General features: G+C 65.5%; 15 protein-coding genes. 4 read left to right on the top strand and 11 right to left on the bottom strand.

The features are described from left to right. Positions 1-6: 6 nt before the first annotated feature. The 4 genes from AC1DX2_RS14635 to AC1DX2_RS14620 are packed head-to-tail and all read right to left on the bottom strand — an operon-like array spanning position 7 to position 3,607. Complete coding sequence (locus AC1DX2_RS14635; protein WP_477197095.1) at positions 7-804, bottom strand: ABC transporter ATP-binding protein; 798 nt, start codon at positions 802-804, stop codon at positions 7-9. Next, complete coding sequence (locus AC1DX2_RS14630; protein ID WP_477197094.1) at positions 801-1,640, bottom strand: ABC transporter ATP-binding protein; 840 nt, start codon at positions 1,638-1,640, stop codon at positions 801-803. The genes AC1DX2_RS14635 and AC1DX2_RS14630 overlap by 4 nt, the downstream gene beginning before the upstream one ends. Further along, the gene (locus tag AC1DX2_RS14625) at positions 1,637-2,713 is read right to left on the bottom strand and encodes a branched-chain amino acid ABC transporter permease (protein ID WP_477197093.1); all 1,077 of its coding nucleotides are present in this window, start codon (positions 2,711-2,713) and stop codon (positions 1,637-1,639) included. The genes AC1DX2_RS14630 and AC1DX2_RS14625 overlap by 4 nt, the downstream gene beginning before the upstream one ends. Positions 2,714-2,731: 18 nt before the next feature. After that, entirely contained in the window at positions 2,732-3,607 is an 876-nt protein-coding gene (locus AC1DX2_RS14620; RefSeq protein ID WP_477197092.1) for a branched-chain amino acid ABC transporter permease, read from the bottom strand. A 219-nt stretch (positions 3,608-3,826) separates the two neighbouring features. Between AC1DX2_RS14620 and AC1DX2_RS14615 the strand changes: the two genes are divergently transcribed. Next, positions 3,827-4,801, top strand: a complete 975-nt coding sequence (locus AC1DX2_RS14615) for a crotonase/enoyl-CoA hydratase family protein (RefSeq protein WP_477197091.1) — start codon at positions 3,827-3,829, stop codon at positions 4,799-4,801. A gap of 1 nt (position 4,802) precedes the next feature. Then, positions 4,803-5,303: a hypothetical protein gene (locus AC1DX2_RS14610; RefSeq protein WP_477197090.1), complete on the top strand. Its 501-nt coding sequence runs from the start codon at positions 4,803-4,805 to the stop codon at positions 5,301-5,303. A 163-nt stretch (positions 5,304-5,466) separates the two neighbouring features. On the opposite strand, the gene AC1DX2_RS14605 is transcribed toward AC1DX2_RS14610, so the two are convergent. The 5 genes from AC1DX2_RS14605 to AC1DX2_RS14585 all read right to left on the bottom strand — a co-directional run bounded on the left by AC1DX2_RS14605 (position 5,467) and on the right by AC1DX2_RS14585 (position 11,271). After that, positions 5,467-6,732, bottom strand: coding sequence for a Zn-dependent hydrolase (locus AC1DX2_RS14605; protein ID WP_477197089.1), 1,266 nt, complete (start codon positions 6,730-6,732; stop codon positions 5,467-5,469). A 10-nt stretch (positions 6,733-6,742) separates the two neighbouring features. Then, entirely contained in the window at positions 6,743-8,191 is a 1,449-nt protein-coding gene (gene hydA, locus AC1DX2_RS14600) for a dihydropyrimidinase (RefSeq protein WP_477197088.1), read from the bottom strand. A 34-nt stretch (positions 8,192-8,225) separates the two neighbouring features. After that, positions 8,226-9,536 (bottom strand): NAD-dependent dihydropyrimidine dehydrogenase subunit PreA, encoded by a 1,311-nt coding sequence (preA, locus tag AC1DX2_RS14595; RefSeq protein WP_477197087.1) that lies wholly within the window; start codon positions 9,534-9,536, stop codon positions 8,226-8,228. Positions 9,537-9,610: 74 nt separating this feature from the next. Beyond that, entirely contained in the window at positions 9,611-10,963 is a 1,353-nt protein-coding gene (locus AC1DX2_RS14590) for an NAD(P)-dependent oxidoreductase (RefSeq protein ID WP_477197687.1), read from the bottom strand. A 176-nt stretch (positions 10,964-11,139) separates the two neighbouring features. Next, positions 11,140-11,271, bottom strand: a complete 132-nt coding sequence (locus tag AC1DX2_RS14585; RefSeq protein ID WP_477197086.1) for a hypothetical protein — start codon at positions 11,269-11,271, stop codon at positions 11,140-11,142. On the opposite strand from AC1DX2_RS14585, the gene AC1DX2_RS14580 reads away from it, so the two are divergent. Beyond that, a complete protein-coding gene (locus tag AC1DX2_RS14580) occupies positions 11,261-12,214 on the top strand; it encodes a hypothetical protein (RefSeq protein ID WP_477197085.1) in 954 nt (317 codons plus the stop codon). The two genes, AC1DX2_RS14585 and AC1DX2_RS14580, sit on opposite strands and share 11 nt — an antisense overlap. A gap of 24 nt (positions 12,215-12,238) precedes the next feature. Here AC1DX2_RS14580 and AC1DX2_RS14575 read toward each other — a convergent pair whose 3' ends face one another. Next, positions 12,239-12,943 carry an SDR family oxidoreductase gene (locus AC1DX2_RS14575; protein WP_477197084.1) on the bottom strand — a complete coding sequence of 235 codons (705 nt, stop codon included), beginning with the start codon at positions 12,941-12,943 and terminating at the stop codon, positions 12,239-12,241. A gap of 54 nt (positions 12,944-12,997) precedes the next feature. After that, positions 12,998-14,131 carry a thiolase family protein gene (locus AC1DX2_RS14570; protein ID WP_477197083.1) on the bottom strand — a complete coding sequence of 378 codons (1,134 nt, stop codon included), beginning with the start codon at positions 14,129-14,131 and terminating at the stop codon, positions 12,998-13,000. Between the two features lie 109 nt (positions 14,132-14,240). Between AC1DX2_RS14570 and AC1DX2_RS14565 the strand changes: the two genes are divergently transcribed. Continuing rightward, positions 14,241-14,834, top strand: a complete 594-nt coding sequence (locus AC1DX2_RS14565; protein WP_477197082.1) for a TetR/AcrR family transcriptional regulator — start codon at positions 14,241-14,243, stop codon at positions 14,832-14,834. Positions 14,835-14,875: the final 41 nt, after the last annotated feature.

Here is a 14,875-nt window from a genome sequence, read left to right as displayed (position 1 = left end):
GTCCATTCACCTCCAGTTTTTCTTCTTCTTCCAGCGCCGCTCGCCGCGCACACCATCTTCCTTCAGGCCGAGGTAGAACTCCTTGATGTCGTCCTTCTCGCGCAGCTTGGCGCAGGTGTCTTCCATCACGATGCGGCCGGTCTCCAGCACATAGCCGTAGTCCGACGCGTTCAACGCCATGTTGGCGTTCTGCTCCACCAGCAAGATGGTGGTGCCACGCTCGCGGTTGATGCGCACCACGATCTCAAAAATCTCTTTCGTCAGCTTCGGGCTCAGGCCCAGGCTGGGCTCGTCCAGCAGCATCAGGTCGGGCGCGGCCATCAGCGCACGCGAAATGGCCAGCATCTGCTGCTGGCCGCCAGACAGCAGGCCGGCGTCTTGCGTGGCGCGCTCGCGCAGGATGGGGAAGTAGGTGAACACCGCCTCCATGTCCTTGGCCACGCCGTCCTTGTCATCCCGCGTGTAGGCACCCATCACCAGGTTGTCGCGCACGCTCAGCAGCGGGAACACCTCGCGCCCTTCGGGCACATGGCTCAGCCCCTGTTGCACGATGTGGGCCGGGTTCTTGGCGGTGATGTCTTCACCCTTGAACTCCACCGAACCCTTGCGCGGGTCGATGATGCCGGAGATGGTTTTCAAAATAGTGGACTTGCCGGCGCCGTTGGACCCCAGCACGGTGGCGATCTCGCCCCGGCGCACCTGCAGGCTGACGCCACGTATCGCCTTGATGGGGCCGTAGGCGCTCTCGACATTCAGCAGCTTCAGCACCGGGCTGTCGCTGACGGGCGGCGGGCTGTGGCTCATGCCAGCACCCCCGGCGCACTGTTGGCCACGTTGCGGCGCAGGGACGACACGTCGTCCACCGAGCCCAGGTAGGCCTCAATCACACCCGGGTGCGTCTGCACCTCGCGCGGCGTGCCCATGGCCAGCACCTCGCCCTGGTTCATGGCCAGCACGCGGTCCGACACCTTGGAGACCAGGCTCATGTCGTGCTCCACCATCAGCACGGTGATGCCCAGCTCGTTCTTGATGTCCTGTATCCAGAAGGCCATGTCGTCGGTCTCTTCCACGTTCAGGCCGCTGGAGGGCTCGTCCAGCAGCAGCAGCTTCGGGCTGGTGCACAGCGCGCGCCCCATCTCCACCACCTTGCGTACGCCATAGGGCAGGCCGGCCACCATGGAGTCGCGGTGGTGCTGCAGATCCAGCAGCTCGATGACCTGCTCGGCCTTCTCGCGCGAGGCCAACTCGGCGGCGCGCGCCTTGCCGGTGAAGAACAGGTCTTGCCACAGCCCCGTCTGCCGGTGCGTGTGGCGGCCGATCAGCAGGTTGTGCAGCACGGTGGCATGCTCGAACAGCTCGATGTTCTGGAAGGTGCGGGCAATGCCCAGCGCGGCGATCTTGTGCGGTGGCTGGTCGGTGAGCCGCAGGCCGTTGAAATCGATCTCGCCGGTGGTGGGGGTGTAGATGCGGCTAATCAGGTTGAACACCGTGGTCTTGCCGGCACCGTTGGGCCCGATCAGCGTGAACACCTCGCCACGCTTGACGTCGAATGACACCTTGTTGACGGCCAGCACGCCGCCGAAGCGCACGCTCAGGTCGCGCGCCGACAGCAGGATATCGTTGGAGGATTCCGTGCTCATTTGAGGCGATCCGATTTCTGGAACGACTTCTGCCGCTTGAACATGCCCTTGCGGTAGAACGGGAACATCTGCAGGTAGGTGCGTACCTTCAGCCAGCGGCCATACAGCCCCTGCGGCTCAAACAGCACAAAGGCCACCAGCACGATGCCGTACACCAGGCCCTTCAGCCCCGGCGCCTGGCCCACCACGGCGGGCAAATAGTCTTTCACCTGGCTGATCAACTCCGGCAGCGTGATCAAGAAGATGGCGCCCAGGAAGGCCCCATGCACCGAGCCCACGCCACCAATGACGATCAGCAGCAGCAGGTCGATGGATTGCAAAATGTCAAACTGGTCTGGCGAGATGAACTGCAGCTTGTGCGCGTACAGCGCGCCGGCTAATCCCGCCAGCGCCGCCGACAGCGCGAACGACAGCGTCTTGTAGCGCGCCAGGTGGATGCCCATGCTCTGGGCCGAAATCTCCGAGTCGCGTATCGCCACAAAAGCCCGCCCGGTGGGCGAGCGCAGCAGGTTCAATATGCCCAGCGTGGACAGTACGGCCACCAACAGGCACAGCATGTAGAACTCTTTGTCCGAGCCCAGCGTCCAGCCCCCCACATGGGGCTTTTCCAGCCGCACGCCGGCATTGCCACCGGTGACGGATTCCCAGCGCGCCAGCACCTCCACCACGATGAAGCCGAACGACAGCGTGGCCATGCCCAGGTAGATGCCCTTGACGCGCAGCGCCGGCAGCCCCACCACCAGCCCCACGCCGGCCGACAGCGCGGCGGCGCACAGCATGGCCACCGGGAACGGCCAGCCGGCATTGGTCAGCACCGCCTCGGTGTAGGCCCCCACGCCCAGAAAGGCCGCATGCCCGAGCGAAAACAGCCCGGTGTAGCCCGCCAGCAGCATGATGCCCAGGCCGGCGATGCTGTAGATCAGCACAAAAGTCAGCTGCGCCAGCCAGTATTCGGTGAACAGCCAGGGCGCGGCCAGCAGCAGCAGCAGCAGCAGGCCATACCAGAAGCGCTGGCCGTTGTGCTTGGCCAGGCCCAGGTCTTGGCCGTAGTCGGTCTTGAAGATGAAACGCATGGTGTTGTGGTTCTCTCTTCAGACTTTCTTGCGCAGCTTGTCGCCAAACAGGCCGTTCGGGCGCACCATCAGCATGATCAGCACCACGATGTAGGCGGCCGTGTCCTTGAAGCCATCCGGCAGGTAGAAGCCCGACAGCGACTCCACCACCCCAATCACCAGCCCGCCCACAATGGCGCCCGGCAGGCTGCCAAAGCCGCCCACCACGGCGGCCGGGAAGGCCTTCAGCCCGATGAAACCCATGTTGGCGTGCACAAAGGTGATGGGCGCCAGCAGCAGCCCGGCCACGCTGGCCATGGCGGCGGCCAGCCCCCACACCAGGCCATTGAGCCGCGCCACCGGGATGCCCATGTAATAGGCCGCCAGCTGGTTTTGCGACGCCGCCTGCATGGCAATGCCCAGCTTGCTGTAGCGGAACAGCGCGAACAACAGCGCGCACAGCACCGCGGTGGCGCCTATCACCACCATCTGCTCCACGTTCAGCACCAGTGGGCCCACGTTCCACACCATGTCCTTGTAGGGCACGGGCAGCGCATGCGTTTCGGTGCCGATGTCGGGGATCATGGTGATGATGCCGCGCGCCACATAGCCGATGCCAATGGTCAGCATCACGACTGAGAACGCCGGCTGGCCCAGGATGGGGCGTATCACCAGCCGCTCCAGCGCCAGGCCAAACACACCCATGGCCAGCACGGCGCTGACAATAGCCAACCAATAGGGGAAACCGGCCATGGTCATGCCGGCCAGGCCGCCAAAGGCGCCCAGCATCATCAACTCACCCTGGGCGAAGCTGACCGTCTCGGTGGCCTTGTAGATCAACACAAAGCCCAGCGCGATCAAGCCGTATATGCAGCCCTGGGCAATGCCGCTGATCACCAGCTGCACGAATTGCACCCGTTGTCTCCTGTGGCCATACCCCTGGTTAAAGGGGCTGGTAGGTTGTTATTTGTTTTGCCAAGGCCCCAGAGAGACCTGTTAGCCGTCGGTTATAGCGGCTGGCCCTGGCAAAGCGCTCAGGGTTGTTCCCAGTCCTAGGGTAGATACCAGTGCTTTGGCGCTCCCCCGCCCACCCCGCTACCCTTTGCGGCGGTGCTGTGCTGTAATTTGCCCACCATGGCGACCAGCAAAGGCAGCAAGAACGGCATTGACGGTGACACCGTCAACCTGCGCAAGCTCGCAGCCGCCGCGCCGCAACCTGCGCCCGCACCACCAGCCACACCAGCAACACCCCCCGCGCCCGCCGGCCCGCCCTCGGTGCACGTCGGCCACCACGGCGACGTCACGCTGGTCACGCTGGACCGGCCCGACGTGCGCAACGCCGTGGACGCCCACACCGCCCGCGCCCTCTATGAAGCCTTTTTGGCTTTCGACGCCGACCCCAACGCCAAGGTGGCGGTGTTCCACGGCGCCAACGGCCATTTCTGCGCCGGCTGGGACCTGCGCGCCGGCGCCGACATGCTGGAAAACGGCCAGGCCACCGGCGCCGAGGACTTCCCCGACCTGAACTTTTCACCCAAGGAATGCCCGCCCCCCGACGGCCGCGACCCCACCAAGGTCCGCGCCGGCCCCCTTGGGCCCATGGGCCCCAGCCGCCTGCTGCTGAGCAAGCCCGTGGTGGCCGCCATCAGCGGTGCCGCCGTGGCTGGCGGCATGGAGCTGGCGCTGTGGTGCGACATGCGGGTGATGGAGGAAGACGCCTACTTCGGCGTCTACTGCCGCCGCTTCGGCGTGCCGCTGATCGACGGCGGCACCGTGCGCCTGCCGCGCCTGATCGGCATGGGCTTCGCAATGGACCTGATCCTGACCGGCCGCAAGGTGCAAGCCAACGAAGCCCTGCGCATGGGTTTGTGCAACCGCGTGGTCGCCCCTGGGCTGGGGCTGGGCGCCGCGCTGGCTTTGGCCCAGCATTTGGCCGACTTTCCGCAGCAAACCATGCTGGCGGACCGGATGAGTGCGTATCAGCAGTGGGATTTGCCGCTACCCCAGGCGCTGCACCAGGAGTGGGAGCGGGGGAAGCAGTGCATTGGGGAGGGGTTGCAGGGGGCGGCCAAGTTTGCGGGTGGGGCGGGGAGGCATGGGAAGTTTTGACATGAGTTTCTGGCGCACACAATCCACGTCACCCGCGCAGTTGGAACATTCGCCACCTGAGCCACCGAGGGTCAGAGAGCTAACACTGAAAAAGCATTACCGATTTCAGTACGAGAACTTTGTCATTGCAACTCAGCATCAACTATTCCTGATGTTGGCCAAGGAAGGGGAAAACGTAAGCCTTCTGCGCTTCGACAGAGTTACCGCTTCAAGCTACGGCAGTCCCAATGACGAAGCGCGTGGCGGACACCCTCTGATGCAGCATGGCCTAGGCTTCTACGGCCTCTTTGAAGTTGAGAACTCTGGCTGGATCTACGAATTGATGATCAGGAACAGGGTTCATCCCAGCCACAAAGACTCCATGTTTGCCGATCGAAAACACTTTGTCGCTTGCTTCAAAGACGTCATGCTGGAAGTTGTCTGTGATGGCTACGAAGAAGTCCAAATGCAGGACAGTGAAGTTGCCGAGTTGATCAATGCAGAGCTGGGCAATCTGGAGTGAAGGCCGGTAGAGCGTAAGCTTGGACTTCGTAGAAATCGTATGCTAAGTGCTCTCCGAAGATCAGGTCGCCGTGGCATTCAGCGCAGCGGCATCAAGGAGGAGGGCCGAAGGCCCGGGGGACAGCCGCGGAGCTGAGTGCCGCGACGGCCTGATCCCGCCAACCCTAGTCGCCAGCTAAACCAGCGCGCTCCAACATCGCATGCAGCAGCACATTGCACCCCGCAGTGATGTGCTCCGGCTTCGCATCCTCAATCTCGTTATGGCTGATCCCATCCTTGCAAGGAATAAAGATCATTCCTGACGGCGCCAGCCGAGCCATGTACACAGCATCATGCCCGGCCCCTGACACCGCCGGCATGTTCGAATACCCCAGCGTCTTCGCAGCCCGCGCCACCGCATCAATGCAGTCCGAATGAAACGCCTGCGCCGGATAGCTGGACACCTGCTCGATCTTGATCTCCAGCCCCGTCTCCGCGCTCAACTTGGCGGCAAAGGCTTTCACCTCATCCGCCATCTGATCCACCAACGCGTCCGTGCTGTTACGCAGGTCGATGGAGAACTTCACCCGGCCGGGAATCACGTTGCGGCTGTTGGGGTGCACATGCACCATGCCCACCGTGCCGCGGCCATGCGGCTTGTGGCGCAGCGCGGCGTCCACCACCTCTTTCATCAGCGGCAAGGCCACCTGCAGCGCGTCCTTGCGCAGCGCCATGGGCGTGGGGCCAGCGTGGGCTTCCATGCCGGTGACGGTGCAGTCGAACCAGCGAATGCCCAGCACGCCCTGCACCACGCCGATGGTGACGTTGTTGTCTTCCAGCACCGGGCCTTGCTCGATGTGGGTTTCGAAGTAAGCGCCTATCGGGTGGGCGCCGGGCTCTTCGGTGCCGATGTAGCCAATGCGGGCCAACTCGTCCTTCACGCTCTTGCCTTCGGTGTCCTTGGCGGCATAGGCGTGCTCCAGCGTGAAGGCCTTGGCGAACACGCCCGAGCCCATCATCACCGGCACAAAGCGCGAGCCTTCTTCGTTGGTCCAGAAGGCCACTTCGATCGGCGCTTCGGTTTCAATGCCCAGGTCATTCAGCGTGCGCACCACCTCAAGGCCGGCCAGCACGCCGTAGTTGCCGTCGAACTTGCCGCCGGTGGGCTGCGTGTCGATGTGGCTGCCGGTGACGATGGGCGGCAGGCTGTTGTTGCGGCCGGCGCGGCGCATGAAGCCGTTGCCTATCTTGTCGATGGTGACCGTCATGCCGGCCTCTTTGGCCCAGCCCAGCACCAGGTCGCGGCCCTGCTTGTCCAGATCGGTCAGGGTCAGGCGGCAGACACCGCCCTTGGGTGTGGCGCCTATCTGGGCCAATTCCATCAGCGAGGCCCACAGGCGTTCGCCGTTGATGCGCAGCTTGTCGATGTTGACTTCGGTGGCGGTGGTCATGGCGGGCTCCTTAACGTTGAACGGCCGTGGGCGCCAGCGTCTCGGCGCGCTGCTTCACGGCGGCGAAGTTGGGGCCGAAGGGCGCGCGCTTGATGTAGCGGCCCCGGCCCTGCTGGGCCCGCAGGTCGCCGTTGGCAAACACCACAGCGCCCTGGGCGATGGTGTGGCTGGGCACGCCCTTGACGGTGCGGCCTTCAAAAATGTTGTAGTCGCCCTTGCTGTGCTGCGTCTTGGCCGACAGCGTCTTGCTGCCTGCCGGGTCCCACACCACCAGGTCGGCGTCGGCACCGACGGCCACACTGCCCTTTTGCGGGTAGATGTTGAACAGCTTGGCGGCGTTGGTGGAGGTGACGGCGACGAACTCGCTGGGCGTCAGCCGCCCGGTGTTGACACCCTCGTCCCAGATCACCATCAGCCGCTCTTCCACACCGCCGCAGCCGTTGGGGATCTTGGCAAAGTCGTCCTTGCCGGCTGCCTTTTGGGCGGCGCAGAAGGTGCAATGGTCTGTCGCCGTGGTGTGCAGGTTGCCGCTTTGCAGGCCGCGCCACAAAAATTCCTGGTTGCCCTTGGGGCGGAAGGGGGGGCTCATCACGTGCGCGGCGGCGCTGGCAAAGTCGGGGTTGCGGTAGACGCTGTCGTCCAGCACCAGGTGGCCGGCCAGCACCTCGCCATACACCCGTTGGCCGCGCGCGCGGGCGCGGGCAATGGCCTCGGCCGCCTCGATGCACGACACATGCACCACGTAGATCGGCACATTCAGCACGTCGGCAATGGCGATGGCGCGGTTGGCGGCCTCGCCCTCCACCATCGGCGGGCGCGACAGCGGGTGGCCTTCCGGGCCTTTGATGCCCATGGCCGCCACCTCTTTTTGCAGCAGGAACACCAGTTCGCCGTTCTCAGCATGCACGGTGGGCATGGCACCCAATTCGAGTGAGCGCTTGAAGCTGTTCACCAGCGTTTCATCGTCGCACATGATGGCGTTCTTGTAGGCCATGAAGTGCTTGAAGCTGTTGACGCCCTCGTTGTGCACCAGCAGGCCCATGTCGCGGTGCACGGACTCGTCCCACCACGTCACGGCGACGTGGAAGCTGTAGTCAGCCGCGCTTTTCTCGGCCCAGCCGCGCCATTTGCGGAAGGCGTCCATCAGCGGCTCTTTCGGGTCGGGGATGACGAAGTCGATGATGCTGGTGGTGCCGCCGGCCAGGCCCGCCACCGTGCCGGTGAAGAAGTCGTCCATGGTCACCGTGCCCATGAAGGGCAGTTGCATGTGCGTGTGCGGGTCGATGCCGCCGGGCATCACATACTGGCCGCCGGCGTCAACCACGGTGGCGCCGGCCGGTGCCTGCAGGTTGTCGCCCACGGCGGTGATCTTGCCGTCCTGGCACAGCACGTCGGCGCGAAAGGCGCGGTCAGCATTGACAACGGTGCCGCCGCGTATCAGGGTGGTGGTGTTCGCCATGAGGGGTCTCCTGCAGTGTCCTGGTTGGGCGATGTTACGCCGCTGCCTTGGCCATGGGGTTGTTGGGGTGTTGTGTCCAGTTCCTGGGCGTGCCGTCCACCATCTTGCCGGTGCGCTTGTCCATTTCGCCGGGGGCCAGGTCGCGCAGCGTGATGCATTCGGGCACCGGGCACACGGTGACGCACAGGTTGCAGCCCACGCATTCGTCTTCCATCACCTCGAACCAGCGCTTGCCGTCTTTGGTGGCGGTGATGGCCTGGTGCGAGGTGTCTTCGCAGGCAATGTGGCAGCGCCCGCACTGAATGCAGGCGTCCTGGTTGATGACGGCCTTGCTGACGTGGTTCAGGTTCAGGAACTGCCAGTTAGTCACCGTGGGCACGGCGCGGCCGACGATCTCGTCCACGCTCTTGAAGCCCATCTCGTCCATGTAGTTGGACAGGCCATCGCTCATCTCCTGCACGATCTTGAAGCCATACACCATGGCAGCGGTGCACACCTGCACCGTGCCCGAGCCCAGCGCGATGAAGTCCAGCGCGTCGCGCCAGTTGCCAATGCCGCCTATGCCCGAGATGGGCAGGCCGGCGGTCTGCGGGTCGCGTGCGATCTCGGCCACCATGTTCAGCGCGATGGGTTTCACCGCCGGGCCGCAGTAGCCGCCGTGCGAGCCCATGCCGGCCGTCGATGGCGTCATGGTCAGCGTGGCCGGGTCCACCCCCATGATGGAGTTGATGGTGTTGATCAGCGACACCGCATCCGCCCCACCCTTCTTGGCGGCGCGCGCCGGGTTGCGGATGTCGGTGATGTTGGGCGTCAGCTTCACGATCACCGGCAGCTTGCTGTACTGCTTGCACCAGGCGGTGACCATCTCGATGTATTCGGGCACCTGGCCCACGGCCGAGCCCATGCCGCGCTCGCTCATGCCGTGCGGGCAGCCGAAGTTCAGCTCCACGGCGTCGGCGCCGGTGTCTTCCACCCGGGGCAGGATGTCGCGCCAGGATTTTTCTTCGCACGGCACCATCAGCGAGACGACGATGGCGCGGTCGGCCCAGTTGCGCTTGACGTCGCGGATCTCGGCCAGGTTGACTTCCAGGTCGCGGTCGGTGATCAGCTCGATGTTGTTGAAGCCCAGCAGGCGCCGGTCCGGCGACAACAGCGCGCCATAACGCGGGCCATTGACGTTGACCACCGGCGGGCCGGCCTCGCCCAGCGTCTTCCACACCACGCCGCCCCATCCGGCTTCCAGTGCGCGGTTGACGTTGTAGGCCTTGTCGGTGGGCGGCGCGGAAGCCAGCCAGAAGGGGTTGGGGCTTTTGACGCCGGCGAAGGTGGTTTGCAGGTTGGCCATGATGGGTGCCTTTTTTAAAAGTGTTGAGGACAGAGCAAAATTGCTGCGCAATTCTTGGTCTGTCCCGCAAGATCTCAGATGCTCAGGAAAGCGTGAATAGCTTGCGCGGACTGCTTGCCGTGCGCCACCGCCTCCACCGTCAGATCCAGCCCACCGGCGCGGCAATCGCCGCCGGCCCACACGCCGGGCAGGTTGGTGCCACCCGCCGCGTCGGTGGCGATGCGGCCGCCTTGCAGTTTCAACCCCGCGTCAGCCAGCACTGTGTTGCCCAGTTGCTGGCCAATGGCCTTGAACACCATGTCGGCCTCCAGCACCTCATGCTCGCCGGTGGGGGCCAGCTTGCCGTCCACCTGCCGCTGGTAGGCAAAGCGCACCGCGCTGGCCTGGCCGCCCTGGCCCACAATTTCCACCGGCGCCAGCCAGTGGCGCAGGGTGACGCCGTTCTTCTGCGCCCATTCCTGCTCGTCGGCCGAGGCGGACATGGCGTCTTGCCCGCGGCGGTAGACCAGCTCCACCGTCTCGGCGCCCAGCAGTTTCGATTGCACGGCGGCGTCCACCGCCGTCATGCCGCCGCCGATGACCACCACACGACGACCAATCGGCAGTTGGGACAGGTCGCCCGTCTGGCGCAGTGTTTCGATGAACTGCACCGCATCCTGCACACCGGCCAGCTCTTCACCCGGCACACCCAGCTTGGCGGTGGTGGCCAGGCCCAGGCCCAGGAACACGGCGTCGTACTCGTCGCGCAGTACCTGCAGTTGCTGCGCGGTTTGCAGCGCCCAGCCGTGCTCCACGCGTATGCCACCCAGGTCCAGCAGCCACTGCACCTCGCGCTGGGCGAAGCCGTCCACCGTCTTGTAGCTGGCCACGCCGTATTCGTTCAGGCCGCCGGCTTTTGGCTTGGCATCGAACACCACGGCGTCATGGCCCAGGCGCGCCAGCGTGTAGGCGCAGGCCAGGCCGGCCGGGCCGGCGCCCACCACGGCCACCTTTTTGCCGGTGGACGGTGCGCGGGTGAACACCTGCGGCTGCGCGCTGCTCATCAGCGCGTCCACCGCGTGGCGTTGCAAGCGGCCTATGGCCACCGGCTCGCCCTGCTGGGTGTTGCGCACGCACACGGCTTCGCACAGGTTTTCGGTCGGGCAGACGCGGGCGCACATGCCGCCCAGAGGATTGCTGTCCAGAATGGTCTTGGCCGAGCCGCGCAGGTTGCCGTCGGCAATGCGCTTGATGAACGAGGGCACGTCGATCTCGGTGGGGCAGGCGGTGGCGCAGGGGGCGTCGTAGCAATACAGGCAGCGCTCGGCTTCCAGCACGGCTTGCGCAGAGGTCAGCGGCGGCACGGCGTCGGCAAAGCGCTGGGCGTATTCGGCGGCGGGCAGGCGGCCGGCACGGATGTCTGGCTGGGCGGTTTGGGGCATGGACAGCTCCTGTTATGGGCTCTGGCGAGATAGGTTCGCAAAAAACTGACCATTTAGTCAAGTTTTATACCGAATACTAGCAATCCACATGCCATGCCGCTATCAGGGTTTGGCACTAGAAACCGGCCGAAATGGCCTTCCGGCGGCCCAAGCCGCACCAGAAGCAGGCAATGCCCGCCCTCTCACGGCACCGACATGAGGCGAATTGTGATGCCGCGCACGTGCGCTGGCAATTCAAGGCTGACGGCTTGCAGCTTTCGCGCCATCATGCGGGCAGTCACATCAAGGCCAGGGAAGAAAAGCATGAACATCAAGACGATGGCAGCGCTGTGCGCGCTCGCCTTGCTGGCCGCTTGCGGCGGCGGGGGTGGCGGCAGCCCGCCCGGCGGCGGTGGCGAGCCCAGCCCGCCCCCCGCGCGCCAGCAGTTGATCGGCGAGGTGGTGAACCTGCCCGAGCAGGTGACCGCCAGTGAGCTGAACACCAGCGCCGGCTATGCCGGCAACGACGGCATCCTGGCCACCTCGACCGCCATCCAGGCCGCAGGCAAGCAAAACCTGCTGGACCTGGGCTTTGTGCTGGCACCGGCCAGCCCGGGTATCGCGCGACACACGCAAACGACGCCTGACGCCGAGCAGCAGCTGGCCCGGTATGCGCGCGACCATGCCGCACTGCTGGTGCCGGGCATACGCCTGCTGGTGGCCGACGAAGTGTTTCTGAACCCCTTGGCAGCGGCTACCGAGCCCGGTGCCCCGGCCGTGGACGACGGCGCCGTGATGCAGCGCCAGCTGGATGCCATACAGCAGGCGCTGGCGATGGTGCGGCGGGTGATGCCGCAGGCCTCGGTGGGCATCACCGTGTCGCCCTACGCCACCTTTGGCCGGCCGCAGACGCTGGACTACATCAAAAAGGCCATTGCACTGGCCGACTGGGTGGGCACCGACCCGTATTGGCTGGACGATGGCACGCCGGTGCAGCTGCTGCACGACTGGTCACGCACCTTCCCCGCGCTGGCCAAAGCGGCCAACCCGAAGGTGGAGACCTGGCTGATTGCCCAGGCCTTCAAGCTGCCGGTGTGGCACACCGATGGTTTCAACAGCTACATGGCCCAGCACCTGGGCTATGCGCCGCTGTACGACAACGTGCTGTTCTTCGGCTGGCAGTTCACGTCGGAGCTGGACCCGCGCTCGGCGGGCATGTATTTCCCGGCCGAGACCAAGCGGCTGTACCAGAAGTACCTGAGAAACCCGGTGCCCTGACAGCGGGTCTACCGGGCTGGGCGCTTACTTGGCGCCCACGTCCTTCAGGTAGAGGCCGGCCGACAGGCCCTGCTTGACGTTGCGCGACAGGTCGTCGGCCAGGTACTCCTCCTGACCGGCGGTCACGGCGGCCAGCGTCTCGCGCGCCACCACGTCGGCGTCCAGCTTGGGGCCGGGCACGTGCTTGGTCATGTCGGTGTCCATGAAGCCCACGTGCAGGCCCAGCACCTGGGTGCCCTGGCCGCGCAAAGCCTCACGCAGCGCGTTGGTCATGGACCAGGCGGCCGACTTGGACACGCTGTAGGTGGCGCTGGAGGGCAGCGCCAGCCAGCTCAGCACCGACAGCACGTTGACGATGGCGCCGCCGCCGTTGGCCTTCAGCACCGGCGCGAAAGCCTGGCTCAGCGCCAGCGGGCCGAAGACGTTGGTGTCCAGCTCGGCACGGGCAGCCTCGGCGGCACCGGCTGACAGGATGCTGGCGCCACGCGAGATGCCGGCGTTGTTGACCAGCAGCGTCACGTCGGCGAAATCCTTGGCCAGCGTGGCGATGTCCTTGGCGTTGGTGACGTCCAGCTTGACCTTGGTGACCCCTTCCAGCGTGATGCTGCTCGGGTCGCGCGCTGCGGCATAGATTTTCTTCGCGCCGGCCGCTTGCGCGGCACGCACGAAGGACTGGCCCAGGCCCCGGTTGGCCCCGGTGATGAAGACGACGGCGTCCTTGATTTGCATGATGGTGTCCTTGGTTGGAAAAGTCAGGTGGGTTGAAAGAGGTTCAGTAAAAGTTCAGAGGCGTTCCAGCACGGTGGCGATGCCCTGGCCGCCGCCTATGCACTGCGTGGCCAGCGCGTAGCGCCCGCCAACGCGCTGCAGCAGCGATGCTGCCTTGCCGGTGATGCGCGCGCCGGTGGCGCCCAGCGGGTGGCCGATGGCCAGGCCGCCGCCATCCAGGTTGACGGTGGCCATGTCCAGCCCCAGCTCGCGTATGCAGGCCAGCGCCTGGGACGAGAAGGCTTCGTTGATCTCCACCACGCTGAGGTCGGCCACCGTCAGCCCGGCGCGGGCCAGCGCCTTGCGGGTGGCGGGAATCGGGCCAATGCCCATCACCGCCGGGTCCACGCCCACGCTGGCGAAAGAGACGATGCGCGCGCTGGCCTGCAGGCCGTGTTGCTTGGCAAAGGCCTCGCTGGTCACCAGCACCGCCACCGCGCCATCGGTCAGCGGCGACGAGGTGCCGGCGGTGACGACGCCATCGGCGCGGAAGGCCGGCTTCAGGCCCGCCAGCGCTTCTTGGTTGGTGTTGGGGCGTATGCAGCCGTCTTGCGACACCACGTCGCCACTGTCCAGCGTGATGGGGATGATCTCATCGGCCAGCCGGCCCCCTTCGCGCGCAGCGGCGGCCTTGCGGTGCGAGTCCACCGCCAGTTGCTCCTGGTCTTGGCGGCTGACGTGCCAGCGCTCGGCCACGTTCTCGGCGGTGTCGCCCATGGCCATGTAGGCGGCCGTCTCGGCCAGCAGCTGGGGGTTGGGCGAGAAGTTGAAGCCGCCCTGCGGTACCTGGGTCATCGATTCCACACCCACGCACAGGAATGCATCCCCCATGCCGGCCTCGATCTGCGCGGCGGCGATGTGGATGGCCTGCATGGAAGAGCCGCAGAAGCGGTTCACCGTCATGCCGCCCACCTGCTCGGGCAGGCCGGCCAGCAGGCCGACGATGCGCGCCAGGTTGTTGCCCTGCGCCGCCTCGGGGTAGGCGCAGCCGAGGATCAGGTCTTCCAGCAGCGCCGGGTCCAGCTGCGTGCGCTTCAGCAGACCTTGCACCACCTGGGCAGCCAGCGTGTCCGGCCGCACGCCGGCCAGCAGCCCCTTCTTGGCGAAGTGGAAAGGGGAACGGGCGTAACCAGCAATCACGGCTTTCATGGCGGGCTCCTTTTAAATGACGACCATCATGATTGAATTATATGACGACTATCATGTATAGTGTCAAACATGCTTTTTTGAACAGCATGTCTTGAACTGGAGGCCAGCGATGAAAGTCAGCCGGGAACAGGCCGCGCACAACCGCGAGCGCGTGCTGGAGGTGGCGGCGGAGCAATTCCGCCAGAAGGGGTTCGACGGCATCAGCGTGGCCGACGTGATGAAGCAGGCCGGGCTGACGCACGGCGGCTTCTACGGCCAGTTCGACTCGAAAGAAGACCTGATGGCCCAGGCCTGCACGCGCGCGTTTGACCACCTGATGGACAGTTGGAAGCCACCAGCGCAGCCCGACCCAGCCGGCCAGGCCAAGCGCCTGAAAAAGATCACGCAAAGCTACCTGTCCCCCGCGCACCGAGACCACCCCGAGGCCGGCTGTGTGGTGGCCGCGCTGGGCGGCGAGGTGGCGCGCCAGGGGCCGGCACTGCGCGCCGCGGTGGCCGAGGGCATTCGCACGCAGTTGCAGCGCCTGGAAGCGCTGATGCCGCAGGCCACGGCCGAGCAGCGCCGCCAGCATGCGGTGGAGGCCTATGCCGCCATGGTGGGCGCGCTGCTGCTGGCGCGTGTGGTGGCGGACGATGGGGACTTGTCCAACGAACTGCTGCAGCGCAATGCCAAGGGTGTGCTGGGCCACAACAGCCAGGCCTGACACGGCGGCCAGCCGGGCTGGCCGATGTAAAGGACAACATC

The sequence above is a fragment of the Hylemonella sp. P2_B10 genome (assembly GCF_056404875.1).
The sequence above is the reverse complement of the archived record's forward strand: the minus strand, read 5'-3'. Positions and strand labels throughout refer to the sequence as shown.